This is a genomic window from Sinorhizobium sp. NG07B (assembly GCF_002532005.1).
GTDB lineage: Bacteria > Pseudomonadota > Alphaproteobacteria > Rhizobiales > Rhizobiaceae > Sinorhizobium > Sinorhizobium fredii_C.
Map to the genome: position 1 here is coordinate 1,681,512 of NZ_NWTD01000001.1, position 24,799 is coordinate 1,706,310.

The following is a 24,799-nucleotide window of genomic DNA, read 5'->3' on the forward strand; positions in this document are numbered from 1 at the left end:
ACAGTGCTGCCGCACATCTCTGAGCCCCCACAATGACGTCTTTTCGTTTCCTTCCTGCCCTCCTCTCCACCGCCGTTGCCACGGCGCCTCTCGACGCCGCTCTCGGATCGGGCCGCCGTCATCTGGCGGGGCGGTTTCGAGTTGCCACGTCCTAACGATAACCGGCAGACGCCCGATGCGACACAGGGCCGCGGATACGCTTGGCCGCATCCAACATCACAATGTTGATCGGGGCTTAGCAGCGACTCGTCGCGCGGATTCAAAGCTTTCCCAGCGCAGATTCAGCCTTTTCATCTGAGAGCTCGTTGGCTAAGAGGAATGTCTCATCTGGGGTTGAAATAGGTGGATAATGCGCGCATTGATATGGAACTGCCCATGGGGTTCCCAGGGGCAGCCTTTGTTTTTTCAGAATTGCTTTAAAGATGTACTGATTCCGCAGGCTAACGCACTCGGTAATGCGGGATGGGAAGTTACAGTCGCATTCGCAGATTATCTTGCGCCTGACACCGGCTCGGTGGGAAGGCATATCAAATTGTGCCCTCTGGACAGCAAGGAACTGGACGCAGCGGCCGGCACATCAGATCCCCTGGCAGACCTGCACACTAACCCACACGGTGACGCGGTCGTACGGATAGCCGAGTACTTGTCCAATCGGCTGCCTCCTACCGTCGACGTAATTCTGACGTGGGAAAACCCGGTCCCCTATCTGGGCGCCTTGTACCCCGGGGCTGTCATACTGAGCCAAATGCCGGGTAGCTTCTCTCGTTCACCATATCCGAGCACTGTGACGATCGATCCTGTGGGCCTCTACGACCGCTCAATTCTGGCATCGAGCGCATATGACATTTTCAATATCGAGTTAAGTGAAGACGAGGAGGTGCTTCAGCGAGACTTTTCTTCGGTGCTGAGGGAGAAAATATCCTTACTTCAGCCGTTCAATCGCTCTGGTTTACTCAATTGCGGCGACAGCGCGAGTAGAGTACTTCTACTTCCCCTACAGGTGTCCGCTCATTACGCGTTCAAAGCAACGTCCGGATTCAATTCGCAAGCAGACTTCCTTGCTTACGTAATGGACCGGCGAGTCGGCGACGAAAGGATTCTTGTTACCCAATACAAATCAAGCTTCACTTCCGAATCCCCCTTAAACGAAAAGAATGTACTTTTCCTTTCCAAACGTTGGCCGAACTTGGTGTGGCGACCTTCTTTTGACAATGTTCCTTCTCCATCGCAGTTCTTACTTCAGTGGGTCGACGGCGTAATCAGCCACAGCTCTTCGCTTATCTTCCAAGCGATGACATGGGGAAAACAGATTGAGACGGTCGGCTCAAGCTACTTCAGAGATTATCAAACGATCGAAACCGCCGACATAGGAAGAAATGCGAAAGTCTCTGGTTTTCTCTTGAACCGGTACAATGTCGACATCAACTTTATTACAAAGAATAGAGAGTTTCTCTCGAGTCTTCTCGAGGAGATGGTATCTAGGAAGCGCTCTGGCGCGACAGGATGCGATCTCCTTCCGAAATTCTCTAGCATAGATCCATCATATAACGATAGACTTCTTACAGGATTTAGACAGGACGCTATTGTAAAAGCACTAGGAAAAGTAAACGGCTCCCTTTCATCTAAACTGAAGATCGTTGAGGACTTTAGGAAAACTATTAGCTCCAACGACGTAAAACTGATCTCCTTTGACATCTTCGACACTTTGGTGACGAGACCGTTTGAGGCCCCTTCAGGCCTTTTCCAGCTGCTCCACGGCGAAGCCGAAGGGGCAGTAGGTCATGCGTTGAGAGAATTCCCTCGCGTCCGCTCCTGGGCAGAAAGCCGCGCGCGGTCCCTAGCGAAGGACGAAGAAGTCACCCTGAGCGAAATCTACGAACACGTGGCTGCATACTACGATTTAAGCAAAACGCAGGGCCAGGTACTGCAGGAGCTTGAAATAGAATGCGAAAGACGGGTTATTGTGCCCCGTACCCTAGGCAAGGAATTGTGGAACGCTGCTCTGGCTAGTAAAAAACCTGTCGTTCTCACGTCCGACATGTATCTGCCTGAAAGCGCTATCCGGGACATCTTACGGAAGTGCGGTTATTCTGGCGAATACCGTATATTTCTGTCCTCCAGTTTTCGAAAAACAAAAAAGAGCGGTCGGCTGTACGACGTGATCACAAGCGAGCTCTCCGTCGCCAGCACGAGCATTGTTCATGTTGGCGACCATCCGACGGCTGATGTTGTTACAGCGCGGTCGAGAGGGATCAAACCGTTCTATCTGCCGAGAGCGCTTCACCGTATTCAGAAGAACGAAATGTACGCACGTTTGTTTCCACCGCGGCCCGCAAACGAACGAGCCAAATCTGTCGTCGCGGGCCTCATTAATTATCGGTTGTTCGAAGGCCCTCCGCCGGAGACAGAGGCAACGACGCTCTTCGGCGGCGAGCCGTGGCGACTGGGGTATGCCGGCCTTGGTCCGCTGTATGCAGGCTTTGCCCAGTGGCTGCATCGAGAGGCGACCAGGGATGGGCGCTCTAAGATCTATTTCTTGGCCAGAGAGGGTTACCTTTTCCAACAAATTTACAATGAGCTATTCCGTGGCGAGGCGATCTCGAATGAGTACCTGTATTGCTCCCGACGGTCAGCGCGGGTTGCGGCGTTGGAGACTAGGAGAGATGTAGCGGACCTTGCCGCCGATGCATTCGTTGACGGCGCACGTCTTGGCGAGCTTCTCAAGAGCCGTTTCGGTCTCGCGTTTGAGCAGCTTAGTGGGCGAGCCCGAGACCGAATAGCAGTGTCTGCAGATACTGAACTCAGCGCATCCCCAGACGGAAGAGCTAGATTCGTCGAGTTAATGAAGGAACTGTCCGAGGAGATCTTATCAGCCGCAGCAGACGAACGCCGATCTTACCTCAAGTATCTTGATGAGCTGGGATTCGCATCCATACCGAACCCCGCGGTCGTAGACCTCGGCTGGAAAGGTAACATGCAGGCCGCCTTATGTCGAATGCGCCGGAAACCACTTGGCGGCTATTACTTCGCCACTCTCGCTGGCGTGGAAACTAATTTAACACCTGGCATGGAGGTTTCTTCGTATCTCGGCGAGCGGATCGGCGCGAATGCCTCAGATCCACTCATCGTACACCGGAAGATTGTTGAACTTCTGACCTGCCACACTGATCCCAGCTTAAGCCACATGATATTGAGAGAAGGCCGACTACAGAGAGCATTTCAGCCAGAACCCGGTCGTCATCGACGCGTGAACCTAATCTCCGAGATCCACCGCGGTGCCATTTTATTCGCTCAGGATTATCAACGCTCCTTTGGGAATTTCGATCCCTTGGGTCTGATCGATTATCGCCTGACTAGCAAGGTGCTCAGTTCGTTCTTATCGAATCCAACAAGAGAGGATGCGCAGCTTCTCACGGGTCTGGAGTTCGAAGACAATTTTGCCGGCGAGATCGGCGCGAAGTTCGACACTAAGGGCGCGCGAGTTTGGATTCCAGGATCAAAGGCATTGACCCAGAAGCCGGGCTCACCACCTTCTGCCGCCCAGCCGGTCGTAGAGATGTACACCGCAAGAATCCCGAAAGCCGTGAGACTGGTCGAGGACCGCATTGTACGGACGTTTTGGACGAGAACGCAGTACGACAAATATCTTAACGACGAGGGCAGGTTCTTCCAAGATACAAAAGTCGACTGGGTGAGGCGCTGGGGCCGTATTAGAGCGTTGCGAACTAAGTAGGGAAACCGGTCTTGAGGAAGATTAAGTTCATCGGTGATCACTCTGAAGTCCACTGTGGATGCAGGGCGGTCACCAGTGTTTTTAAACGTGAGTTGAACAAGATTGGCGAGCTCGTATCCGGGAATGAATACGACCTGTTAGTGGTCAACGGTGAGGGTTCGATGCATCATTCTACTGGTCCCTTTCACCGAAAGATGAAAGAAATCATCGCCGCGACGAAGCAGGGCATTGAGGTGTGGCTACTAAACTCCGTCTGGCAGGAAAACGATCAGAAAATCGGGAGTTTCTTGAAAGACGTTGGAGTTGTTTCTGTGAGAGAGGTCGATAGTCGTGATGACCTCATTCGACGCCACGGTATTCAGCCTTCCGTGTTCCCTGATGTGTCTCTTCTGGCAGATGTCGACGAAACTGCCGAGTACCGCGACTTGCAGGGACGAGTTTGCATGACAGATTTCTATTCCAAGGAGTTCCTGTCATTCGTGCGTATCACGGATGGAGATATGGTTCGGAATACATACATAGATATGAAGCGGCTTGAGTGGTCCAGCCTGGTAAGGACTCTTAGATCTTCGTCTCTACTGATAACTGGAAGGCACCATGCGGTGATGGCCGCGTGCATAGCTCGGGTACCGTTCGTGGCAGTTGAAGGTAATTCCCACAAGGTCACTGGATTTCTTCGGACGGCAAAGGTCAATATTCCCGTTTGCCGCACACCTTCCGAGATTCCTGCCATTCAAGCGTGGGCTCGCGAAAATCAATCTGCCTTCGACGATCTTTTTGCTTGGGTAAGAGAGTTGCCACAATGGTCGCCTAAGGCAAGCTTGGTTTGACATCACAAGGGTTGCTCGGAATGGAAATTAAAGGCGTGCACAGGGACTGTACGATCGAAATTGATCCCGGTGCAGTTGTGGACAATGGCGTAGAAATCACGATGAACGGCTCAGGACACTACCTCAAGGTGTATTGCGGGGCTGTGCTTCGTAGAATGACAATCACCTTCAACGGAAAGGGTAACAGCCTCGTCATAAACGAAGGCTGCAAACTCAGAGGTGCCATGTACCTTAGGCAAGAGAACTCCTCCATTGAAGTGGGAAGAGACACAACATTCGTTTCTGCGCGCCTGTTCGCGATGGAGGGGAGGTCAATCTTTCTCGGAGCGGACTGCATGCTCTCTACTGACGTTACGCTTCGGACATCTGACGAACATTCCATACTGGATGAAAGCTCAAGTCGCCGCCTAAATATCGCGGCAAATATACGGATTGGCTCGCATGTGTGGTTAGGTGACAAAGTGACCGTGGGGAAAGGCTGTTCCATTGCTGATGGTGTTGTGGTGGGCGCACATTCGTTGGTGATTAAGGATCTTGAGCAGCGCAATTCAGTGTATGCGGGAACGCCCGCCAAGCTGATCAGGAAAAATATCAAGTGGCGTCGTGAGCTCGTGTCCTAGCCAGCAATCTCATCGCGCGCGGCCTGACGTTCTCTGTTCGAACACCCTGTCCAGCCGTTCACTGATTGCCTCTATTCGATTCCCTACGCCCTCGATTGCCTTCATGATTTGGTTCGTTTGCTCGGTCAGGCCGGCCTTAGTGACATAATTTTCCGCAGTGTAAAGTTTGTGAGCCGACAACTCATCCCGCAGGCTGCTGTACTTTCCGTCGACGTACTTCCACACACCGAAAATCGCTACGAACACGCTGACGAAAAAGCCGACGGCATACATTATTTCTTGGCCGGTCATCTGCGCCCCCTTATTGCCAAAGCGATCGCTTGCAGGCCAGCAACGCTAGCGCCAGAGCCGAACACCGCAGCAATGATCTGCGTGGCGTACGGCTTCACGCTAGGCGGCAAGTCGGCGATCTGTCCCGAGAATAGGAAGACGCTGTCGAAACAAATCGCGCCAAGCCAAAAGCCGACCGGAGCGGCGAACAGCGCCCACACATACCAGAACACGCGCGACTGCATGGCCGCGGCGCGCGTCTCGGCTTCTGTGGAGATGTATTTGGCGACGACCTCGCCAGCGATTTTCTGGCGTTCCGTCTCGTTGTCGATCGATTTATCCAGCGACGTGAGGATGCGGTCGAGCGGCCCACTAGCCGCCCACTTCAGAAGGAAGGCTAGCACTAGACTTTGGCCTCCCTGCCCCGCCAGGTATTCCAGCGCCGCGCAATAACGTCCCGGTAGCGATAAGCCGCATAGCCAACGGCAAGCGCCGCCACACTCAAGGCAATCCAGCCCCACGGCAAACCCGCCATAAATGCCAAGAAGCCAGATCCGGCCGCAGAGCCAGCGCCCTTCGTCACCGCCTCTCTAGCCGCAGCAGCGTCGCGCCGCAGCTGCGCCAGTGTCGCCGACCCGAGAATGCCGTCGGCGACGAGGTGCGGGTGAGCCTTCTGATAGGCAATGATGGCGTCGCGCGTTTTCTCGCCCATCCAGCCGTCAATGGCGCCAGGATTGAAGCCCTTGCTGGTCAGGATTTCCTGCGCTTCCGTGACGACAGGATCGGGATTCTTCGGCGCTTTCGGCGTTGCCTCTTTCACCGCGCCGCCAACAGGCGCATAGCGGCCGTTCAGGAACAGTTCCGCCTCTTCCTTTCGCCGACGCACAAGCCCCGGCAGTTTCTTGCCGCCCGCCGTGTTGTAGTGGCCGCCGAGGTAGGCCGCAGCGCCTTTTATGTCGCCAGAACGCCAAAGGTCGGCCCACGTCCACTCCATTGCGCCGACGCCGAGGTTGTAGGTTGCCGAAACGGCAGCATCCATTTGGTGCTGCGCGCGATCGGCGGGGCTCTTGGCAATGACTGCCGGCTCGAATTCGTCGGCCAGCACGGCCGCGAAAATCGCGTCGCTCTGCTCTGCGGTAATCTTCGTCTTGCCTGGCACGAGATTCGTGATGCCCAGCTTGCCGAGAGTTCGTCGGCAGGCCGCGCTGCGCATCGTGAAACCAGTGCCGATCGTCGGAACGCCGACCGGATCCAGATAACAGGTCAGCGGGTTTCCTTCGTGGCCGCGTATGAAGGCGCGCCCACGTGGTGACGTGGTCGTGATGGTCATGATTTAGGAGTCCTGTGGTGGAAAAGAAAAACCCCGCTGGTTGGGCGGGGTTGCAAATGCAGTGCTTCTGGCTAACTTGATTTGAAAATCTCGGTAAAGGTCTTCCTCGGAACGCCCGGCAAACCATCAACCGGCGAAGCGTTGATGATCTTTACGTGGAGTCGCTTGCTCACGTTCGCCAAAAAAGCAAATGACGAAATCATCCTTGATTTTTTCGACTGCGATACATCTGTGGCCCAACGTTTTTCGCGCTCAGAGCTTGCATAGAAATGAGGCTTTCCAGGATCAAAAGAGAGATCGATTCCGATCAGCACTATCTCGGAAAATCCCAAGGCAATAGCAATCTGACATGCACAGTGGGCGACGGTATGCCCGTGAAAGAGGGGCTCGGTTATCGAAGTTGATACGAACCCGTCGTATAGGTTCGGCTCTTTGTACAGATCGAACCAATAGACATTTGGACGCTCGACTGCATTGCGCAGTGTTGAAGCGAAAAAAACATACTCGAAACCGTCAGTGTTAATGCCTTTTCCATAATCGCGATAAGCGAGTCTGTCGCTCATCACCAAGGCAGCCGGTGTCACCCCGAAACGCTCAGCGAGCAAATATGTCCTGTTGAGCAGGAATATGAAGTCCGATTGAATTCTTTCCAATGGGAGATCGGTAACTGATGGGGCGGACCCCACAATGACACATTGGCGACCTGCGAAGCGCCCATGAAGCTTTTTATTTTTTGCCCTGTCCACTTCGTGAAACGAAGCCGCTTTCTCCTTCTTACGTAGAAGTAGCGATCTCACGAGCGGCAGTGGACTTTTGCCCTCTAAAATTCTTTCGCGGTTGCGCGCGATCCGTGACTCGCAAAAATCCTGCCACCAAGTCAACAGAGCCTTCCTCTCACGCCCAACCGCGTCGGCTAGTGGACATCGTTTCTGGTCCGCTCACGCCCAGGCGCCCCGGAACGGACTTTCTAGGTCCCTGCGGTGGCTGGACTAAAGCAGGAAATAGTCCTTCGTCAGCGTCACGGCGTCGTCCAGATGGATCTTGAGGTCGGCGACCTTATCGCCATTCACATCCGCATAGATGTAGGTATCCGACGCCAGCTTTTCATAGCGGAGCTCGCCGGCGACTCCCTTGAATGCCGCAGTGCCGACGAAAGAGAACGCCTGGTTGCCCGCGGACGTAGTGCCGGCATCGATCGCGGACAGGTCAATTCGGTCCTGCTCGCTCGGTAGGAAATCGAAAATCGTGTCGAACGTTGCCCCTGCAGACTCAGAAAGCGCTTTGAAGACGAACCTGTCGGCGTGCGCGCCGCCGTAAAGCCGATCAGTGCCCGCACCGCCATAGATCCAGTCATTGCCCCTGTTGCCTGATAGCAGGTCGTTTCCGCCGCCGCCAACAAGGCTGTTCGCCTCGGTGCTGCCATGAAGCTGGTCCGCGTAGCTTGAGCCGATTAGGTTCTCGATTGACGAGTAAATGTCGCCGACGGCTTCACCGACGTTGACGCTGGTGTTGCCGATGTTGACGACCACACCGGCGGTTGCCTTCGCATAGGAGGCGCTATCGATCCCGTTGCCGCCATAGAGTTTGTCGGCTCCGGCACCCCCGAGCAGGTTGTCATTCCCGTCGCCGCCGTTGAGCGTATTGTCGACATGGTTTCCGATGAGAACGTCCACGTATCGAGAACCAAGAAGGTTCTCGATCAGATCGTAGCTGTCTCCCGCCGCATCATTGGTGTTGGAGCTCGGATTCACCAGGCTAGCAACAACGCCAGTCGATGCATTGGCGTAGGATGCAGTGTCGGCACCCCGGCCGCCGTAGATCCAGTCTGCGCCAGCGCCACCGACAAGCGTGTCGTTCCCATAATCGCCGAAGAGGCGATCATCGCCCTTTTCTCCGCTGAGAACGTTATTGCCGGTATCGCCATAGAGCTGGTCCGCAAAGCTCGATCCGGTGAGGTTTTCGATGAACGTGTATCGGTCCATATACGCGTCATCGAATTGGTGAGTGCCGCCGTCGATCAGGCTTGTAAAGACCCCTTCTGTCGCATCGGCGTAGGACGCGGTGTCGGATCCAGCACCGCCATTTAGGTCATCCTGGCCCTCACCGCCGATCAATGTATCGTTGCCGTCTCCGCCGGCAAGGCTGTCGCCGTAGGTACCGCCATAGAGCGTGTCATTGCCGTTGTCGCCCCACAAGTCATCATAGTCAGCTCCGCCATGGAGCGTATCGTTTCCATCGCCGCCGTGGAGTTGATCCCAAGATTCGCCACCGTGTATTTTGTCGTCGCCGGCATACCCCCAAAGGAAATTGGTTAAATCCCCACCTTTGATGACGTCGTTGCCGCGTAGCGCGTTCTGGATGATCGCCTCGTCATCGTAAGTCCAATCAGTCTTGGCGGCCTCGACGATCGTTGTCACAGCAATCGAAATGCCGGAAACCTCGGCCATGCGGCTGCCATTATAAAGGATTGCATAGCTCGACACCGTGCCCGCTGTAGGAACGCCGCCACTGTCGTACCTGAAGCCGCTCCCGCGAAACTGATCGGCCCAGCTGCCATAGTTTGCCGTAAATGTCGTTGATGTGCGAGTGTACGAGTCAGCATAGAAAAGCGAGCTGAAATCAAAGTCGCTCATATCCAGGCCGTAACTGTCGGAAACTGTAAGCGTTGCCACGCTGCCCTCCAAACGTGCAAAAATATGCGCTTAGCGTTAGGAGCTTTTCATTTGCTGTTCAATTGGAATTTAGCTGAGGCCCCTCATTGCACGCATATGAAGATCGGTGTGACAGGCGCGAATCGATTGCTGAAACTTAGAGTTCCGAGGGAACCCAGTCCACATATGCAACCTTTGTAGTGCTTAATTGCACAATAAAAACTAACGCGCCCGAGGTACGGGCAGGCCTATACCTCCATCTCAGGGATATCGCTGGCGCGCAACTCCTCGAGGTACGCCACTGCTTCTGGCGGCAGCGGTGTCTCAGGCGACTTCACGAGTTCGGTCCAGTACTCCCCCCCTTGCGGGCTGTAGGCGAAGTGGAAGCAGTGCCCCAACCATTCACGCTTGTTCTGGACGAGCACGCGATGAATTGCACTCCGGTTGATTTGCTCTAGCGGCGTCGACATTGGCGCACCTTTCTATTGATGGTTGAAGATATTACGATTCCTGCCATAGATTATCCGCGCTCGCGGACCTGGAAGGGGATGAAAGCAAGGCGATGCTCAACAAGCTGGAGACCGCCCGAATCGACTTGGTGGATACCGGTTGCCTTGTCGCACAATACCAGCCAGCGGAACGTTCCGACCTTCTCGTAGTCAGTTTTCATTCGATCACTCGCCACAAGTTGCTTTGGGGCGCTGACTTCTTCCGTAAGCGTGGCATTTCGGTCATCGGGATCACAGACTACAAGAAGGCGTGGTACTGCCGGCGCGAGATGGATAAGGTCCTCTCCCAGATCCTGCCGCTGTTAAAGCGATACGATCGGGTGATCACCTATGGTCACAGCATGGGCGCATACGCGGCGCTTAAGTACGGAAGCGCGCTCGGGGCTGAAATCGGCCTGGCGTTTTCGCCGCAGCATTCTATCGAACTGAAGGACGTATGGCAGTTCGACCGCGCCAGGTCCGAACTCTATTACCGCGAGCCGATACACAAGGGGATGAAAGTCGAGGAGGGCGATCTCCCAATGGAGACCTTCGTCTTCGTCGACTGGTTCACACGAATAGACAGGCGGCATGCCGCTCGCCTTCCGAAGACACCAAACCTCCATATTGTGAGATGCCCCTTTCTGGGTCACAGCACAATCAACACCTTGGCCGAGGCAGGAAATACTGGCCTACTCTTCGATCTCATCCGCGAGAATAACTATGATGCGCGTACCTTCAGGCACCTTGTCCGCGCTTCACGCCGCTTCTCTGACAACTATTGGCAGAACTTCGATGAAGCAGCAGAGCGGCGCAGCCAGCGCCACCCTACCGATCGATGAAGGATACCTTGAGCAGTTTCGTGCCACCCGTTCGGTTGGCAATGTAGAGCCGGCCATCCGAGTGAGCAGAGAAGGTAATGTTACTGGCGACGCCGCCGCCATTTGCAAGCGCCCCGGTGGTGAACGAGATATTCGTCGTCGTGATGAAGCCCATAGGCACCGGGTTCGTAGGAGCTCCAGTAGTGTTGACCCAGAGGTGGCCATTGGGAAAGCCGGCGGCATCAGACTGGCTTTCGATTAGGACAACGCACCGATTACTCGGCATCATCACCGATGTCGCCTGACCATCAGGAAGTGAAATGGGCAAATTATTCTGCCCGCTGTCGCTGTCAGGTTGCGATACGCTTATACCCTTGTTATTCCTTTGCGAATTGCCGCTCGTGTTCGCCTGGTACACGACACGTCGATAAAGGCCGAAGAATGTGTTTTCGTCGGCCACGCAATTGTTGGCGCCCTTGGCATGGCTGCCATCATATCCAAACGTAACACCAACCTGTTCCTTGCCGGCCGTGGTTCCAAGCGTCCAATCCGCCAAGCCGATCCAATTGTCTGAAACGTTGACCCACCATGCACGCACTCGCACTCCGCTTATCTGCTCGACCACAGCAAGCTCGCCACCATCCGAATACCTGCGACCGAAATCCTCAATGATATTATCGGTCACGCGCGATCGATCGGAGCGAGCGGAAATGTCGATCGGCCTCGTCTGTATCTTGCGGAAGATGTTGTTCGAGATAATCCCGATTCCGCCGTTGTTGGTCGTGAGCCCGTCCGCAACGGGTTCATAAATGGCGATGTCGCCGCGCTCGAAAACGCACCCAAGCACGATGTAGTAGCCGCTGAACCGCTTGATGCCGATAGCTGCCTTGAAGCAGTAGAAACGACATGCGACCACGCGCATGTACTTGCCGACGCTGTTGGACGCATAGATGGCCAAGTCCGGCGGCCCAATGAAGTCGCAGCTGACGAAAGATGCAGAGGCGAAGCCGCTCAGAAAGAAGCTTTGGTCTCCTCCTCCGACCCCGACGTTCTCGCCACTTGGGGCATTCACGCCATGGTAGAACGTCGCGTTCTCGCAGATCATGTTGAAATTGCCGACGACGCTAAAAATGCCAATCGTCTGGACAGCCTCTGTGGAGGCTGCGACCTGAGTAGAGTCGTAGAAGCCGCCATCGACATGGAACTTCTGTCCGTTGCCAGTAGCCTCTCCGATGTTGACACTTTCAAATCTGAAGAGCGTCCCGGGTGTGCCGGCCGCTATGGCGGCGGCAGATCTGATGCTATTGGTGATGACGAACCGGGCGCCGCGCATTTGAATGTGAATGTCAACTGCTACGTTCAGAACAGCGATAGCGTATGCCTGATTGACGTCGACCGGGTCGGGCGAACTGAACCGATAGATCGCTCCTGGCGTAGCGGAAAATGTAGCTGCACCAAGGAATATTCCCAAAGCAAACATCTTCCTGAAGGCAGGACCGCAGTCAGCGGAATTGTTGCCCACCGCACCGAACCATTCAGGCCGCAACCACCCGTCATGTTGTCTCACCCAAGCGCCCGCGGATGCGGAAATAGCGTCAGCCTTGATGTAGACGGCCTCCTGAGTATCCGCAGCTATATGGGTGGAGTAATCCCCCGCCCTCCAGGCAAATGTTCCATATCTGCCAGTCTCGCCCAAGAAAGCGAGCGTTGTCACCGCAGTGTTGAGCGCCTTTAATGCGGAACGCGTCGCCACATTTTTGATGTTCACGCTCGCTGCAGCAGCCTGCGCTGCATCGCGCGCGGCCTCCGCTGCCGCAACAATCGCCGCGCTCTGCTGGTCGCTCAACAGCCGGAACGTCAAGCCGGTCACGATGCCCATCACGATCATTCCGGCACTCAGACCGCCAGCAGCGACGTCCGTGCCACTATTCGTCTTGATCGTGAGTGCCGAGTCGCCGTTGAAGGAGACGGTAACCGGGCTTGATGTGTTCGAGTCAGCGATATTCATCCAGACGAGCGCCGATCCCGGGATCGGAATGCTCGTCGTCGCCTGGATGGCGTTGGGACTGCCGGCACCTGTGTCCGATGCGATGATGAACGAAAACGGCAGGTCCGACTTTCTATCCCACACGTCGGTGGCAGGATCGAAACCATAGACGCCGTTATAGCCAACGGTCGGGTCCGCAATGACCCACGCCATGCGGTTCTCAGTGAAGGAGGTGTCAGCAAACAGCTCGGCGCGAGTGTCGTAGATCAGGCCACCATTCGACGTGAACGCGGCGATGATCCCTTCGATCCACGTGCCCCATTCCCTGATCCGAGGCTTCATCGGCTGGTCAGGGTTCGAGCTCGGCCCATCCGAAAAGATCGTGGCTGCAAGTTCAACCATTGAGTTTTCCTCATGCGAAAGCGCCCCGGCGCACTGCCAGAGCGAAGAAAGGTGATGTCTGTTTGCGTTAGGTGACGACGGTGGTTACCGACGCCTGCGAAGCGGATGGCACGCCGGAGATGTTCTCGGCGCCGCACCAGTATTTGTAGGTTCCTGCACCAGGCGTATCATTGAACGAGATCGTCTGGTTGGCGGTAACGGAATAGGTTCCGATCGTTGTTGCGGCGGCGAAGCTTTGCGCTGTCGTGCCACGTTTGAAGATGAGGAACCTTGTATTGTCGTTCGCCGCCTTGGCACTCACTGGAACCGTCGTCACCGAGTTCGGCGCGGTTAGGTTTGTCGGCGTTCCCGGCGCGACTGAATCAACCGTCGACGTGATGTTCGCCGTGACGGACCAATCGGAATAGCGGCCGTTCGAAGCAATAAACGCGGCCTGCACGTCGAGCAGCTTGTCAGCCGGTACGACTGCCGTAGCAAGATCGATGTATCCGCCAGACGGGTCAGCATCCTCGTTCTTCTGCTCCACCCAAGCGCCAGGAGTGCCTAGCCCATCAGCATTCGCCACACGGTACCGCACCGTCGGCGTCAGGCTCTCGTCATCTGGATCGATGATCACCACACGGATATAGACGCTTCCGGAACTGGCTTTCGCCTGCACCAGGTTAATGACCGGTGTCACTAGCCCTGCCGGGTTTGGGGCCGGAGGTACAGGCGGCTGCTGCCCCTCGTCGACTGCCGGCGCCCACGCATCAATATTGTCGGGATGCTCGACGATATCCATCGAGAACCCGCCCCGGGTGACCGAGAGCAGCGCGCGGCGGTTTTCGATGATCTTTCCGTCAAGCCTGGGCAGCCGTTTCGGCGTCTCCAGCCGGTTCCAGCGGTTATAGACCGAGTTGATGCCTGAGAGCCGGACATCGATCGAGCCGCGCGTCTTCTGCTGGATGCGAAGCCACTCTCGCTTTCCCAGCCTGCGGGCCTGCCGCCACTGATGGACCCACGTGTATTCCGCCTCCTGCGCGAGCACGCGACCGGCTTTCAGTTGCGCTTCGCTGTCCTCGAAATAGTCCGTGTCCGCCGTCGCATAGTCGATCGCCGGATAGGAGAACTTCGGGATGAGGCGGTTGATTTCGTCTTCGAACAGCACGTCATACTGGATGTTGTGCCCGACGATGTCCGCGTCCGTCAGGACCCCGCAGCGGCTCTCCCTGAATTTGCCGACGGTGAGGATGCGGGCACCGTCGCCTCGCGCCACCAGATGACCGTCACAGGCGGCCAGGATAGCATTCGTCGCGGCCTTTGGCCCGTTCTCCGTCGTGTCGTAGCCATTGCACTGGTAGCGCTTCTCCGTCCCGCCGCCGGCCAAGAGGACGTCTTCGTCACAGATATCGGCTTCTTCGATCCAGAGATCGAGGACTGGCAAGATGGCCTTCGTGTAATCCAGCCTTTCCCCGAACTCGTTGAAGCAGAGATGCCAAGCGAGGATCTCGGCGCAATTCTGCGACCAGGTCCATGTCGACGGATTTTCAGGGTCCTGGGCGGGATCGCGGAAATTCCAGCAATATGCGAGATCAGCTTCGACGGAAACCGACGGCGCGTTGTACGGGAAACGACTGTTGTAATGCTGTTGTTTTGGGGTCCGGGCGATCATCGCGACTGACGCTTGCCCATCACCACGATGCGCATTCGTCCACGATTCCGGAATGCCGGCTACGACATCCGCGTAGGCCGTTTCTGGATTTGCTCCCAAACGGCTATATAGCCGAACCTTTTGATCGCCGTAACGCCCATCGGCCAAGCCATTCACATAGTTCCCAGCGCCGATCGTCACTTCATCATCGTGCAGATAGTAGCGATTGATCGACTTAATGCGGTGGCCGACCAGCGCCTGAACGGCATACAGATAAGGGCCCTTCGCCTCCCAAAGCATATAGGCGCCGGCGACACGGGTCCGGCCGACGCCCCACCAGCGGTAGGGTATCGCCTGCGTCTTCGGAACCTTGCCGTCTTCAGGCTTCGGCGTCTTGACGCTTGGCGCAAGGAGCAACTGCAGGCCGACTGTTAAAGCAGTCGTCGCAATGGCAGATGCAGCGCCGACGGCGAAAGTCGTCAGCGCGGTACCGGCGCCGAAGATCGGCGTAAACAATGCCGTGAAGATCGGCGTGAAGATCGGATCGAAGAGAACACGGCTGTAGTGTGCGGAACTCGCTCTCAGATCGATCCGCGCGCGATGGATGATTTCTTCAGACGGCGCGCTCTCATAAAGGACCTTGAGGCTCAAGCCTTATCTCCCCGGCTCCAAGCCGCCACGAAGTCGAATCGTTTTGCCCTGACGCCGGCAGGCGCCAACACGGCCCAGAGGGGACCGAAGCGGATGGCCCCGATCTCCTTGACTGTGCCGTCGATGTCGGACGGTGCCAGCACTACGCCGATGTCGCCGGTTACCGGGCTATCTGTCCGCCCGTAGCCGAACGGTTTCACGCCGTTGTCGATCATCGGAATCAGGCCGCCAGAGCGAGCGACGAAAGCAAGAGCGCCTTCCTCATCCCGATAGGTCCCCCTCACCTTCTCAGCGGGATCGACGCCCGTCTGATCGGCAACCCACGAGGCGCAGAACATGATGCAATCATCGCCGCCCAGGCCGCCCCATCGGAACCGATGCGGCAGCTTCAAGAAGTCATGGATGTTCATCGAGGCCTCAGGTGTAGTGCGGCCAGACCGGCTGGACGCCGCGCGACAGGCGAGCGGTGCCATCGCAGAAGAGGTCCGTCGGCGAGATCGCCTTCTGATGCGGCGCAGACCACAGCGATCGAGACGCGCGCGAGCGTGTCGTCTCGCCCGACACGACGGAGAGCGCCATCGTCAGTCTCGGGCTTTCGTTCGCCGTGACCATCGGGTTAGACTCCGAGACGTGCGATGCCGTTCCCGTCCAGATCGGTATGATCTTGCTCATCGGCTGGTAATATTGATCCAAAGTGGTCAGGCCGAGCTGGACCGCGGCGCCGCGCAGCGGCGGCAGACTGTCAAGCATCTTGCCACCAGTGGCAGGGTCGATGCCCGAAACTGAGAACTCGACGCTGTCCGCCGTGCCGTTAACCAGAACCTCGAGCGTCGGCACTCCCTGAAGCACGCCGCCGCCCAGATAGACTGTTCCGTCCGGGTCGATGCTGTCGAAACCAGTTTGGATGTCGTGGACCCCGAACCACATATGCAGCGCGGGGTCCGTGTCCACGCGAAGGAAGATGCCGAGTTGATGGCTGCCGCGCATCTCCTCGATAACGTTGTCAGGTATCCAGCCCATCAGAACGCCTCGACAAACTGCAGGGTCGGCCGGCTTTGATACCAGGCCTCATAATCCCACGGCAGTGTGAAGCCTTGCGGGAACTTCATGACGCATAGCGGCCGCGCCAGCTCGACTCGCGTGTCGAGCACGGACGCTTCGCGCAGTGCCGGACTGGTGGCGAGCTGGTAATCGACGTAGCTGAGATTGACGCCACCGACGCTTTCCACTCCCTCAGCCGCTTTGTGACTTTCCCAATATCGATAGGCTCGCCAGCCTTTCGTCGGGTGGTAGATCGAAAACCAGTCCGACCAGCGCAGTGGCCTTGCAGCCTCGTAGACGCGCATGGAGAGTTGACCGGCCCCGACAGTCGCGGCAGCAGTCAACTTCCCCCAGACGGTCGCCTGTGAGTATCCCGACAGATCCGAAAACAGCGCTCCGTCCGAATGCGGTATCCCGCTGACGATCGGCCGGCGCTTGCCGTTGATGACCGGGAAAGGCCCGATGCCGTCATTGATGATCGGCACGTTAAAGAACCGGAACCCGCCGTTTCCTCGAGCGCCCATCCAGTTGATGACCTCGTGGCGCTCCATGTCGTCGCCCTGCAGGACGCAACGCTCGTACGTTGCGGTGACCCGGCCTCCGCCGCTCATCTCGATCGAGATGGATTCGCCGTTGCCGTTGACCCCGCCATCGATGCCAGAGCCAACATTGTCGAAACTCGCCCGGGTCGGCCGCAGATACTGGATCGGGACGGTGGGCTGATTGATGTATGACCTGGCCATCCTCAGCCCTTCTGAGACGTGTAGCGTGTCTGGATCTGGCCGAAGCCGCCGCGGCGCTGCTGCTCGTTATATTCCCGCAGAGCCTCGCCGACGCCCTGCTGAACGAGCATCCGGACATGCTCATCGCCATTGGCGCCGATCACATTGACGTTCATGGTGCCGGCGCTGTTGGAGCCGCGATTGCTGTTCGCGGCCATCGACATCAGCTTGTGATTGCTGGTGACCTGGGACCCTTGCGGAAGGTTGACGAGCTCCGGACCGCGCTCGCCGACGATCGACAGACCGCCCGGAGCGTAGTTCGTGCCGTTGGCGAAGAGACCGATCCCGCCGCTGAGCATCGCCGAGGCGAACTGGCCAGAGCGCGAGAACACGCTCATGCCGAAGGACGACAGGCTGCTGAGGAGACCGGACCCGCCGCCGCTTGCGCTCGAGGCGAGCACCTGGCCGAACTGGCTGAGACCGCCCCCGAATTGCCCGAGGCTGCCGCTGGCTTTCTCCAGCGCGCTGTTGAACTTTGCGACGTAGGCGTTGCCGGTCGTGCCGAGGATGTCCGCACCCATGCCGCCCTTGCCGACAGAGCCCGGTCCGCCGAACCATGCCTGCGCGGCTCCCGACGCGCCGTACTTATCGACATAGCCTCCGAAACGGTGGTTGAAGATGGCATCCTGCGCCGACCGATCGTTCAGAAACTCAGGAGCCGACAGGCGGCGGCCGAGCGCGGCCTCGGACCACGGGCCGATGTTCGCGCCCATGACCTGATAGGCGCCATAGGCGCGGTCGCCCGATCGGGTGACGGGGCCAAGCGCGCCGTAATTGCCGCCGCTCTCTATCGACTGGATGGCTTTGGCGTAAGCGTTGATGCCACCTACAGAGCGGTTGTCGTTCGCCGCCTTGCCACCGTAGCCGAGCAGTGCGCTGAGTGTGGTTGTCGCCGCGCCGCCGCCAGATACCGTCGACGAAGTTCCGCCGCTGAAGAACATGTTCACGAGCGAGTTGGTGAGCCGCTCGATCGCCTGGTCGCTTGCCTTCGCCAGAGCATTGAGCAGCGCGTTCTTGATCGCGTCGCCCATAGCCTTGCCGATATCGCCGCTGTTTTCCAGCAACCCGTCGCGGAAGTCGGTCAGGAAGCTGCTGACCAGCTCCCGGTTTTGCTCGCGCTGAAGCTGCGACCGGATCGCGTTGGCCTCGGGCGAGTTCAGATCCTCGTTCATGCCGTAACGGCTGAGCGTGCTGGCGACCTGTCGATCGATCGCGCTGCGCTCGGCTTGGCGCTCCTGAAACGAGACGTCGAGCCAGAAGTCCGCCTTCGCCTCGGCCGCCTGACGGTAGGCTTTCGTGACGTCGTCGACTTTCTCCTTCTGCTCCTCGAGCTCGAAGAAGTTCGGTTTCTGGCCCGGGACCGGAACGTTCGTCAGTAGGCCGTCGGGATTGAGGATGGTCGTGGCGTCCGGATCGCCGCTGAGTTCGATGTTCGGGCGCCGCGACGGAACGGCCGGGTTGAGCGGCACGAAGTCCGCCGTGCGCATCGTTCGGCCGTTGTCGGTGAAGAACGAGCCGGAAATGATGTCCTGCACATTGGTGCCGCCGGCGATGGCTGCGATCCATTCCGCCCTCGCCTGCTTTGCAGCCTCGATGCTGTCGCGGATCGATTTCGTGATGAGATCGAAGGCATCGCGGAAGCCGAGTACGGACTTGATGCCGTAACGGTCGACAGCCTCAGACAATAGGCGCTGAGCGTTGTTGATGTCGGCTATGGATGCAGTGCCATCGTCAAGACGTTCGCGAAGATCACCGAAGGCCTGTGAGAAGTCGCGGATGAACGCAGGATCCGCATCAATGCCGCGGAGCCCGCGCACGGCTTCGGAGAACTGCTGTCCGATGCCCTGCAACTGCTCGCCAAGGCCTTCGAGCTCACGGCCGGCCAGGATCTCGGAAGCCTCTCGGCCCTGCGTGATCTTGTCGGCACGGTCGAGCTCGTCGACATAGGCCTTCAACTGCGGAGCAGCGTCGCCCCAGAGCGCGGCCGCGCGGCGGATCAGATCGTTCTGCTCTTCGAACAGCGCGTTCGTCTTTCCGGTCCCGCTTTCGGCCGTCGTGAAATACTGGACGAGAGCGGCAACGCCAGCGGTCAAACCGATCGTCACCAGCGACACCGGGTTGATCAGCGACGTGAAGGCAGCGGCAAGGCCCGCCACCGGCCTTTCCATCGAACCCACGACGGCTGCCAGCTGCGTGCCCTGCTGAAGGCCGATCATCAGCGGGTTCATTCCCATGGCGGCCGTGACGGCGATGTCCTGAAACTGAAATGCTGCGTTGGCCGAGTTGAAGCTCTGCGCGCCTCCCCTGTTGCTGTTGGCAGCTTTCATAGCGGCGCCGGCGGCCGTCGCAGAGGTCTTCAGGCGCTCATAGGCTTGGCGCTCGCGATCGAGTGCAGCGGTCATCTCCTGCGCCGTAATGGCGCCGAGCTTGTGCGCGCGCTGGATCTCGGTAACCGTCGCCTGATATTGCTGCGTTGCCTGGGCGAGCGGCCTATATTTCATCGTGAGCCGCTCGACCTCGAGGCGGAACGCGCGGATATGCTCATCCTGGGAGCCGAAGGAACGCCCGAGGCTCTCAACAGGCGCTCCCGCCTTGCGGGCGCCGTCAGCAGCCTTACCCAGCGCCGCGCCGAGGCCTGCCGCTTCGGTCTCAAGCTTGCCGACGGCCTGCTCGGTCCGGACGGCAGACGCAGTCAGCTTGTCGAGATCAGCCGCGGCCGACGACGCCGGTGAGCTGTCGATTTTGAAACCAAGGGTCGCTTCGGTCATTCGTTCGCAATCTCCCAGCGGGAGCCTTGTCATTTGAGTGGAAACTTGGTTTTGATCGCCCGGCGACAACTACGGGGCGAGTAATGATCGACTTAAGCGACGACGTGGAGCGTGGCATCCAAATCTTCATGGCAGAACAGGGCATCAGCCGAGAGACTGCAATCCTCCTCATCCTCGAGGACTGGCTGAAAGGTCATTCGCTTTTACCCTTGGATGCTGACGAGGACGATTGAGCGCTATCGCTCACTTTCTTTTGCCGGGGAACAGCGCATCGAACAGACGCGCCGTGAGCGGACGCTCGGAAACCGGCGCGTTTTCCGGTTCTGACGCTTCATCTTTCGACGCCATGATTTCTCGACGCTTCAAATCCATCGCCAGAATGGCATCCAGCTGCCACTGCTTGAGGACGAGGCCGCGAAGCCTCGCCCATTCTCCGATCGCCTGGAACCCGAGAGCGTTGGGCCCGTAGCCGTTGCCGGTGCGCTGGCTGTCAAGCTCTCTGAACCACCACCAGACTTGCTCACCGGCCGCCGGGACGACGATCCTCTTGCCGTGGTGCTGATCTTCGATCAGTTGGCAGAGGCGGCCGGTGAGCCTTTGGTAAAAGAGCTCCGGCGGACCGCCCTGACCTCGACTTGCTCACGGATTATGCGGAACTTCGAATAGAGGTTCCGAACGTTCTCCTCCGAGAAGGGCACGACGTTGCCGCCGATCTTCGGATTCGGCGACCAGCTCACCGTCGCCTTGGCGAGGATAGCGATCATGCGGGCGTCGCCGTCGTCGGTCGGCGCCTCGCCGAGGCTTTCGCGCTCCGCGGCCGCCTTGGCGAACTCGGCAGCGACATCGCGCATTGCTTTCTGCATCCGGTCGCTGTCCGGACCGACGATCTTGATCTTGAGGCCGATCGGCTTGGCCTGCTCATTGAGGATGTCGAGCTCGATGCCCTCTTCCTGGGACTGGACGAGGGCTTCGAGGCCGGAAAGGTCGACGAACTCTTCAGACATCAATCACCTCAACCGATCGGAGCGATCGTCAGGATCGGCGAGTTGATCTCGACGTTGCCCTGCAGCAGGCGGGCGGTGTTGGCGCCGCCGCCGTTCTCCTGGGCGGTCATGACGATCCCGTAGAAGTATTTGATCGTTCCGACCGGAACGGTCGTGGCCGTGTGCGTGCCCGACTGGGTGCCGGTGGTGTTGATGGCTGCGCCGCCCGGAGTTGCCGCGACCTGGAAGTCGTTGGCGTTGGGGTTCACGACGTAATAGGTCGTGCCGGCGACAAGGCCGGTGGGCAGTGCGCCGGTCGTGCTGAACTTGACCGGAGTGCCTGCGGCAAGCCCATGAGACGCCCACGTGATGACGCCCGGGTTTGCGATCGTCATCGTCACCGTCGTCGTCTTGGCCGGCGGCGCGTCGTCAAACGCGAGCTTGAAGGGATAGTTGTAGTCGGTCTTCTCCGCGGCAATCAGTGCGATCTGGCCGGCGTCGGTCGGCAGGATGATGAAGTTGTTCTGCATCGAGCCGGCATTGCGCGTGCCCTTGGCCTTGAGATCGCGGCCGGAAGAAATGACGGCTTCGGTGATAAGCGTGGCGGCGTCACCGATCGCTCCCATGGTCTGCCAGCCCTTGACCTCGGTGAAACTGACCGAGGTGAACAGGGATTCGATGACGTCCGCATCGTCCGGAACAGAGTTGACGGCTGGCCCGATATAAATCTTGGCGCCTGCCACAGGATAGAGCTGGGGCATTGAGTTTTCCTCTCATGTCTGATTGCGCTTGCCGAAGGCGCGGAACGGCAGGGCCAATCAGGCCGGAACTTGCGGATAGCAGCGCCACCGGGTGGTGACGGGGATGTTGTGGTGCGTGTCGCCGGTGACGAGGACGCCGATCTCAGGATCCTCGTCGATGCGAACCTGTGTGTCGGTCCGGAAGAGCTTGGTGCCGCGGCGGACGTGCTGGCGCAGCTGGCCGGCGACGTCGTAGCCGTCGACGATGGCGGAACCCTTCGGCCACATGACGTTGGTGCGCATGAAGCCTTGCCGGATCGGGTCCATGACGAGCGACAGGTCGGTTTCGATCGAACGGTTGAAATGCACCTCGACCGAGACGAACTTGCTTTGTGCCGTCGGCGTGAATGTCTGCCCGGGCAGGACGATGGTTACGCCTGCCGGTGGAACGAAGGCCTGCATTTGGATGAGCAGCGCCTGATAGATTTTCTTTTCAACGGTGTCAGCCATCTGCTACCTCTAGGCCCATGGCCGATAATCACCCGCTCAGCGACGAAGAGGTTTACGACCTCATCCATCAAGCGCTCGCGTTGCTGCTCAACCGCACCGTTCGCACGAAGCACGCTCAAGACGTGATCTCCATGGCGATCCGAGATCTGTCGATTATTCAGGCTGCTTTTCTGAGCCTTTCCGAAGGCGTCAGCCTCTCTCGAACCGACCGCGAACCTTCTCCTCCGCCCGCTTGACCGTCTGAGGCCAGTCCTGCGCCTCGGCATCGACGAATCCATATCCCGCCTGGTTATAGAGCCGCCCAAGACTGTCTTCGCCGACGAAGCCGTAATTCATGCGGGGCCCGTAGGCGGCCTGAAACCCGAGATAGAGCGTCCCGCCGACTTCGAGGTTCGAGATGATCAGCTCGATCTCGCCACTGCTGTCCGGATAGGCTTTCTCGTCTTGGTCGACCATCGGCATGGCCGAGGTCGAGGCCATCAGGGAATTCTTTAGGTTACCTGTGTCGACCGGCATCCGGCCGCCGGCAGCCACTGATGTCCGCACATTGTTTGCGACCATCTGAGCGGCCTCGCGCAACACAGCCTCTTGGCGCGCCTTCTCTTGCATCGCCCATTCCGACACCTGGGCCGCAAAGAATTGGTTCTCAGCCATCAGCGGCCCCGCGAGCGCGCGTATTCTTCCGCGAAGTCGAAGTTGTATTCGACGTGGCAGCGGCAGCCGATGATCTCGGCCGCGCCGGCGCCGAGGCTCGTATCACCCGGGAAGCGCAGCAGGGCGCCCGACGGCGACTGAAACGGCAGGTCCATGCCCGCGAGCTCGTCGCCGCTCAGGACCTGGTGCGTGTGTCGAACCCGGCCATCGCCAACAGAGCGCCAGCGCCGGGTAACCAGAGCGGCATCGCGGCCGGCGCGGTCCAGCCCTTGCTGATAAGCCTCGTGCTTGGCCGCATGCACCGATGACTGGGTTTCCGTCCGCGCGATCGTCTGGGCCCGGAGCTGGACATATCGGTCGGCAAGCCTGCCGGTGATCTTCTGCACGGCGTCGGCCGGGAGCGGCTTACCTTCCCGAACGGCCTTGGCGACCTGCCGGTCGAAGCGCTTATCGCGGCGCGTCAGCGTCAGGTAGTGCTTTATGCCCTCAATATCGCCAGAGAGCAGCGCTGTGCGAGCGTTCTCGACGGTCCTGGCCAGTTTCGACGTCATGCCGAGCAAACCGCCCTCGCGGCGTCCGGTGACCTTGTTCACCCGGCCGGCGATGTCGAGAGCGATCGTGTTCGGCCCCTGCCCCTTGGCATAGCCTGCTTCGATCCTCTCCCGTGCCATCTGCTTCGTGTCCTCGGTCACATGCGTGATCATTGTCGACGAGGCTTCGCGGATGATCTGTTCGGCGCGTTGGTTCAGCACGTCCCAGCGGAAGACGACGCGGCCGCCCATGGGATCGGACAGACGCGGCATGTTCTTGGCGACCCGGAGGCCGCCGGCGTTGAAGGCGGTCCGGATCGCTTCGGAGAGCGGCCGAAATGCTGCCAGGTCGATGTGAAGCGCCGCGATGGCGCCTTCCACGTCGCGGCGCTCGAGCCGCTCGACGACCTCACGAAGCACGATCTCCGATTTGATGTCCTCGATCGCCTCGCGGAAGGCCTTCTCCATTGCAGGGGAAAGCTCTTCTATGAGCGCGTCGAGCTGTTGGCGAAGGGATCCCATTACTCGGCGGCGCCAGCCTTCTCGCCCTTCTTGGCGACCTTCTCCTCAGGCATCTTTTCAGCGATGCCGAGATTGATCAGGCCCTGAGCAAGACCTCCCGACAGGTCGACTGCATCGACGACGTCGCCGACGGCGTGGGAGGTATAGGCCTTCACGAAGCGGATTTTCATGGCTGGAATCCTCTCTTTTCAACATTAGCTTTCGATAATAGTCTCGTGCCGCCGGATCGCAGGGGAGCGAACCAATGGAAGAGTTTGAGCCTGTTCTAGTCAGAAACGTCCGCCATTCGGATCTGGAGCGGCTTTGCAAGTCGGTGAAGACATATGCGGGTTGTTACGTTCTCAAGGAGCCAAGCGCCGAAGCTGAATCATCCGGTCTCGACGCTCACTGCTGGTTCCCGTCACGCGATGATAGCGTCTTGTTCCAGCTCCAGTGGTCGGCGCCTGGCCACGACTAAGAAGCGATCCGTCCCTGGACGATGAAGACGACGTTCGTCAGGCCGTCGTAGTTGTTCGGATCAGAGCGGATGACGCGATACGTCTTGCCACTGACGGCTACCAAATTCCCGGGCGAAGGCTCAATGGCCAACCCGACCGACGAGATGTAGATCTTGACGTCACCGGTGAGGATCTCGGTCCCGTCGATCTCCCTCGCCTCGTACTGCATCGGCACGAGCGTGGCCGTGTATGCGGTTTCGACCGGATCGCCGCCGTTGACCGGGTCCGGAGGCGTGATGCGCGTTACGGTGCCAGCCTGGCCGTATTTGGCAATCAGGCGCTGCGCCGTAGCCTGCAGGCGGGCGAAAAGAGGGTTTGCCATCCTGCGCTCTTCCCTTTCCGGTACTCAGTCATATCTA

Annotated in this window: 26 protein-coding genes; 6 read left to right on the top strand and 20 right to left on the bottom strand. The window is 58.5% G+C overall.

Going from position 1 to position 24,799, the window contains the following annotated elements; genetic code table 11:
• The first annotated feature begins 397 nt into the window (after nucleotides 1-397).
• From CO664_RS08065 to CO664_RS08075, 3 genes are read left to right on the top strand one after another with little or no spacing between them, the layout of a single operon-like run.
• Nucleotides 398-3,733, top strand: coding sequence for a hypothetical protein (locus CO664_RS08065; RefSeq protein WP_141471681.1), 3,336 nt, complete (start codon nucleotides 398-400; stop codon nucleotides 3,731-3,733).
• Between the two features lie 11 nt (nucleotides 3,734-3,744).
• Entirely contained in the window at nucleotides 3,745-4,563 is an 819-nt protein-coding gene (locus CO664_RS08070) for a polysaccharide pyruvyl transferase family protein (protein ID WP_097538355.1), read from the top strand.
• Nucleotides 4,564-4,583: 20 nt separating this feature from the next.
• Nucleotides 4,584-5,183, top strand: coding sequence for an acyltransferase (locus CO664_RS08075; RefSeq protein ID WP_097538356.1), 600 nt, complete (start codon nucleotides 4,584-4,586; stop codon nucleotides 5,181-5,183).
• A gap of 9 nt (nucleotides 5,184-5,192) precedes the next feature.
• Here the strand turns inward: CO664_RS08075 and CO664_RS08080 are convergent, their stop codons facing one another.
• The 6 genes from CO664_RS08080 to CO664_RS08105 form a co-directional block, all read right to left on the bottom strand.
• Entirely contained in the window at nucleotides 5,193-5,474 is a 282-nt protein-coding gene (locus CO664_RS08080; protein ID WP_097538357.1) for a hypothetical protein, read from the bottom strand.
• On the bottom strand, nucleotides 5,471-5,857 hold the full coding sequence (locus CO664_RS08085; protein WP_097538358.1) for a hypothetical protein: 387 nt from the start codon (nucleotides 5,855-5,857) through the stop codon (nucleotides 5,471-5,473). The genes CO664_RS08080 and CO664_RS08085 overlap by 4 nt, the downstream gene beginning before the upstream one ends.
• Entirely contained in the window at nucleotides 5,857-6,783 is a 927-nt protein-coding gene (locus CO664_RS08090; RefSeq protein ID WP_097538359.1) for a peptidoglycan-binding protein, read from the bottom strand. The genes CO664_RS08085 and CO664_RS08090 overlap by 1 nt, the downstream gene beginning before the upstream one ends.
• Before the next feature lie 71 nt (nucleotides 6,784-6,854).
• Nucleotides 6,855-7,664, bottom strand: coding sequence for a 6-hydroxymethylpterin diphosphokinase MptE-like protein (locus CO664_RS08095; RefSeq protein WP_158254908.1), 810 nt, complete (start codon nucleotides 7,662-7,664; stop codon nucleotides 6,855-6,857).
• Nucleotides 7,665-7,772: 108 nt separating this feature from the next.
• Nucleotides 7,773-9,455, bottom strand: coding sequence for a calcium-binding protein (locus CO664_RS08100; RefSeq protein WP_141471683.1), 1,683 nt, complete (start codon nucleotides 9,453-9,455; stop codon nucleotides 7,773-7,775).
• A 227-nt stretch (nucleotides 9,456-9,682) separates the two neighbouring features.
• Nucleotides 9,683-9,904 (bottom strand): hypothetical protein, encoded by a 222-nt coding sequence (locus CO664_RS08105; RefSeq protein WP_097538362.1) that lies wholly within the window; start codon nucleotides 9,902-9,904, stop codon nucleotides 9,683-9,685.
• A gap of 92 nt (nucleotides 9,905-9,996) precedes the next feature.
• On the opposite strand from CO664_RS08105, the gene CO664_RS08110 reads away from it, so the two are divergent.
• Nucleotides 9,997-10,764, top strand: a complete 768-nt coding sequence (locus CO664_RS08110) for an alpha/beta hydrolase (RefSeq protein ID WP_097538363.1) — start codon at nucleotides 9,997-9,999, stop codon at nucleotides 10,762-10,764.
• On the opposite strand, the gene CO664_RS08115 is transcribed toward CO664_RS08110, so the two are convergent.
• From CO664_RS08115 to CO664_RS08140, 6 genes are all read right to left on the bottom strand, one after another.
• Nucleotides 10,751-13,132 (bottom strand): hypothetical protein, encoded by a 2,382-nt coding sequence (locus CO664_RS08115; protein WP_097538364.1) that lies wholly within the window; start codon nucleotides 13,130-13,132, stop codon nucleotides 10,751-10,753. The genes CO664_RS08110 and CO664_RS08115 overlap by 14 nt on opposite strands.
• Nucleotides 13,133-13,199: 67 nt before the next feature.
• The gene (locus CO664_RS08120; RefSeq protein ID WP_234820167.1) at nucleotides 13,200-15,368 is read right to left on the bottom strand and encodes a hypothetical protein; all 2,169 of its coding nucleotides are present in this window, start codon (nucleotides 15,366-15,368) and stop codon (nucleotides 13,200-13,202) included.
• Nucleotides 15,369-15,409: 41 nt separating this feature from the next.
• Nucleotides 15,410-15,823: a hypothetical protein gene (locus CO664_RS08125; RefSeq protein WP_097538365.1), complete on the bottom strand. Its 414-nt coding sequence runs from the start codon at nucleotides 15,821-15,823 to the stop codon at nucleotides 15,410-15,412.
• A gap of 7 nt (nucleotides 15,824-15,830) precedes the next feature.
• Nucleotides 15,831-16,433: a hypothetical protein gene (locus tag CO664_RS08130; protein ID WP_097538366.1), complete on the bottom strand. Its 603-nt coding sequence runs from the start codon at nucleotides 16,431-16,433 to the stop codon at nucleotides 15,831-15,833.
• Nucleotides 16,433-17,197, bottom strand: a complete 765-nt coding sequence (locus CO664_RS08135) for a hypothetical protein (protein WP_097538367.1) — start codon at nucleotides 17,195-17,197, stop codon at nucleotides 16,433-16,435. The genes CO664_RS08130 and CO664_RS08135 overlap by 1 nt, the downstream gene beginning before the upstream one ends.
• A gap of 2 nt (nucleotides 17,198-17,199) precedes the next feature.
• Nucleotides 17,200-20,004 (bottom strand): phage tail length tape measure family protein, encoded by a 2,805-nt coding sequence (locus CO664_RS08140; RefSeq protein ID WP_097538368.1) that lies wholly within the window; start codon nucleotides 20,002-20,004, stop codon nucleotides 17,200-17,202.
• 83 nt (nucleotides 20,005-20,087) lie between these two features.
• Between CO664_RS08140 and CO664_RS30635 the strand changes: the two genes are divergently transcribed.
• Nucleotides 20,088-20,237 (top strand): hypothetical protein, encoded by a 150-nt coding sequence (locus tag CO664_RS30635; protein WP_158254909.1) that lies wholly within the window; start codon nucleotides 20,088-20,090, stop codon nucleotides 20,235-20,237.
• A 10-nt stretch (nucleotides 20,238-20,247) separates the two neighbouring features.
• Here CO664_RS30635 and CO664_RS31560 read toward each other — a convergent pair whose 3' ends face one another.
• The 7 genes from CO664_RS31560 to CO664_RS30640 all read right to left on the bottom strand — a co-directional run bounded on the left by CO664_RS31560 (nucleotide 20,248) and on the right by CO664_RS30640 (nucleotide 24,113).
• Entirely contained in the window at nucleotides 20,248-20,376 is a 129-nt protein-coding gene (locus CO664_RS31560; protein ID WP_272939088.1) for a hypothetical protein, read from the bottom strand.
• A gap of 197 nt (nucleotides 20,377-20,573) precedes the next feature.
• On the bottom strand, nucleotides 20,574-21,008 hold the full coding sequence (locus tag CO664_RS08145; protein ID WP_097538369.1) for a hypothetical protein: 435 nt from the start codon (nucleotides 21,006-21,008) through the stop codon (nucleotides 20,574-20,576).
• Nucleotides 21,009-21,016: 8 nt separating this feature from the next.
• Nucleotides 21,017-21,748, bottom strand: a complete 732-nt coding sequence (locus tag CO664_RS08150) for a hypothetical protein (RefSeq protein ID WP_097538370.1) — start codon at nucleotides 21,746-21,748, stop codon at nucleotides 21,017-21,019.
• Between the two features lie 57 nt (nucleotides 21,749-21,805).
• Complete coding sequence (locus CO664_RS08155; RefSeq protein ID WP_097538371.1) at nucleotides 21,806-22,237, bottom strand: phage tail terminator-like protein; 432 nt, start codon at nucleotides 22,235-22,237, stop codon at nucleotides 21,806-21,808.
• A gap of 189 nt (nucleotides 22,238-22,426) precedes the next feature.
• On the bottom strand, nucleotides 22,427-22,891 hold the full coding sequence (locus tag CO664_RS08165) for a hypothetical protein (protein ID WP_097538373.1): 465 nt from the start codon (nucleotides 22,889-22,891) through the stop codon (nucleotides 22,427-22,429).
• A complete protein-coding gene (locus tag CO664_RS08170) occupies nucleotides 22,891-23,943 on the bottom strand; it encodes a phage minor head protein (protein ID WP_097538374.1) in 1,053 nt (350 codons plus the stop codon). The genes CO664_RS08165 and CO664_RS08170 overlap by 1 nt, the downstream gene beginning before the upstream one ends.
• Nucleotides 23,943-24,113 (bottom strand): hypothetical protein, encoded by a 171-nt coding sequence (locus CO664_RS30640; protein ID WP_176536515.1) that lies wholly within the window; start codon nucleotides 24,111-24,113, stop codon nucleotides 23,943-23,945. The genes CO664_RS08170 and CO664_RS30640 overlap by 1 nt, the downstream gene beginning before the upstream one ends.
• A gap of 74 nt (nucleotides 24,114-24,187) precedes the next feature.
• On the opposite strand from CO664_RS30640, the gene CO664_RS31665 reads away from it, so the two are divergent.
• A complete protein-coding gene (locus tag CO664_RS31665) occupies nucleotides 24,188-24,400 on the top strand; it encodes a hypothetical protein (protein WP_097538375.1) in 213 nt (70 codons plus the stop codon).
• On the opposite strand, the gene CO664_RS08180 is transcribed toward CO664_RS31665, so the two are convergent.
• Nucleotides 24,397-24,762: a hypothetical protein gene (locus CO664_RS08180; RefSeq protein WP_097538376.1), complete on the bottom strand. Its 366-nt coding sequence runs from the start codon at nucleotides 24,760-24,762 to the stop codon at nucleotides 24,397-24,399. The genes CO664_RS31665 and CO664_RS08180 overlap by 4 nt on opposite strands.
• Nucleotides 24,763-24,799 lie beyond the last annotated feature (37 nt).

What these genes read in the sequence shown, in the direction of transcription:
- CO664_RS08145 (WP_097538369.1), bottom strand. Translation starts at nt 21,008, where the DNA reads ATGTCTGAAGAGTTCGTCGACCTTTCCGGCCTCGAAGCCCTCGTCCAG.
- CO664_RS08115 (WP_097538364.1), bottom strand. Translation starts at nt 13,132, where the DNA reads ATGGTTGAACTTGCAGCCACGATCTTTTCGGATGGGCCGAGCTCGAAC.
- CO664_RS08165 (WP_097538373.1), bottom strand. Translation starts at nt 22,891, where the DNA reads ATGGCTGAGAACCAATTCTTTGCGGCCCAGGTGTCGGAATGGGCGATG.
- CO664_RS08155 (WP_097538371.1), bottom strand. Translation starts at nt 22,237, where the DNA reads ATGGCTGACACCGTTGAAAAGAAAATCTATCAGGCGCTGCTCATCCAA.
- CO664_RS08110 (WP_097538363.1), top strand. Translation starts at nt 9,997, where the DNA reads ATGCTCAACAAGCTGGAGACCGCCCGAATCGACTTGGTGGATACCGGT.
- CO664_RS08090 (WP_097538359.1), bottom strand. Translation starts at nt 6,783, where the DNA reads ATGACCATCACGACCACGTCACCACGTGGGCGCGCCTTCATACGCGGC.
- CO664_RS08075 (WP_097538356.1), top strand. Translation starts at nt 4,584, where the DNA reads ATGGAAATTAAAGGCGTGCACAGGGACTGTACGATCGAAATTGATCCC.
- CO664_RS08140 (WP_097538368.1), bottom strand. Translation starts at nt 20,004, where the DNA reads ATGACCGAAGCGACCCTTGGTTTCAAAATCGACAGCTCACCGGCGTCG.
- CO664_RS08150 (WP_097538370.1), bottom strand. Translation starts at nt 21,748, where the DNA reads ATGCCCCAGCTCTATCCTGTGGCAGGCGCCAAGATTTATATCGGGCCA.
- CO664_RS08170 (WP_097538374.1), bottom strand. Translation starts at nt 23,943, where the DNA reads ATGGGATCCCTTCGCCAACAGCTCGACGCGCTCATAGAAGAGCTTTCC.
- CO664_RS31665 (WP_097538375.1), top strand. Translation starts at nt 24,188, where the DNA reads ATGGAAGAGTTTGAGCCTGTTCTAGTCAGAAACGTCCGCCATTCGGAT.
- CO664_RS30640 (WP_176536515.1), bottom strand. Translation starts at nt 24,113, where the DNA reads ATGAAAATCCGCTTCGTGAAGGCCTATACCTCCCACGCCGTCGGCGAC.
- CO664_RS08130 (WP_097538366.1), bottom strand. Translation starts at nt 16,433, where the DNA reads ATGGGCTGGATACCTGACAACGTTATCGAGGAGATGCGCGGCAGCCAT.
- CO664_RS08080 (WP_097538357.1), bottom strand. Translation starts at nt 5,474, where the DNA reads ATGACCGGCCAAGAAATAATGTATGCCGTCGGCTTTTTCGTCAGCGTG.
- CO664_RS31560 (WP_272939088.1), bottom strand. Translation starts at nt 20,376, where the DNA reads ATGGATTTGAAGCGTCGAGAAATCATGGCGTCGAAAGATGAAGCGTCA.
- CO664_RS08125 (WP_097538365.1), bottom strand. Translation starts at nt 15,823, where the DNA reads ATGAACATCCATGACTTCTTGAAGCTGCCGCATCGGTTCCGATGGGGC.
- CO664_RS08135 (WP_097538367.1), bottom strand. Translation starts at nt 17,197, where the DNA reads ATGGCCAGGTCATACATCAATCAGCCCACCGTCCCGATCCAGTATCTG.
- CO664_RS08180 (WP_097538376.1), bottom strand. Translation starts at nt 24,762, where the DNA reads ATGGCAAACCCTCTTTTCGCCCGCCTGCAGGCTACGGCGCAGCGCCTG.
- CO664_RS30635 (WP_158254909.1), top strand. Translation starts at nt 20,088, where the DNA reads ATGATCGACTTAAGCGACGACGTGGAGCGTGGCATCCAAATCTTCATG.
- CO664_RS08105 (WP_097538362.1), bottom strand. Translation starts at nt 9,904, where the DNA reads ATGTCGACGCCGCTAGAGCAAATCAACCGGAGTGCAATTCATCGCGTG.